Annotated in this window: 1 protein-coding gene; it reads left to right on the top strand. The window is 37.3% G+C overall.

All coding sequences use genetic code 11. The features are described 5' to 3' along the window. The coding region (locus tag Q4528_RS16070) for a hypothetical protein (RefSeq protein ID WP_303522764.1) at positions 1 to 217 on the top strand (217 nt) is incomplete at its 5' end. Positions 218 to 236 lie beyond the last annotated feature (19 nt).

Genomic DNA, 236 nt, shown 5'->3' on the forward strand with positions numbered 1-236 from the left:
GTATGCTGAAGCGATTACGTCTCAATATATGAATTTAAAAGACTACCGCCATGCCTATTTATGGGCACAAATAGCCAGTCACTTTGATGATCACAGTAGGCAAGATTATTCTGGTTTGAATCACAAGTTGAAGTTGTCTGAAGAACAGCAAAAAATGTTAAAAGATGAAGCGGCAATTATCTACGAGCAAATAGACACAAGACAATACCGCTTATAAGCAAGGTTAATTACTCAGC

Source organism: Staphylococcus pasteuri (assembly GCF_030547725.1).
Classification (GTDB): Bacteria; Bacillota; Bacilli; order Staphylococcales; family Staphylococcaceae; genus Staphylococcus; species Staphylococcus pasteuri.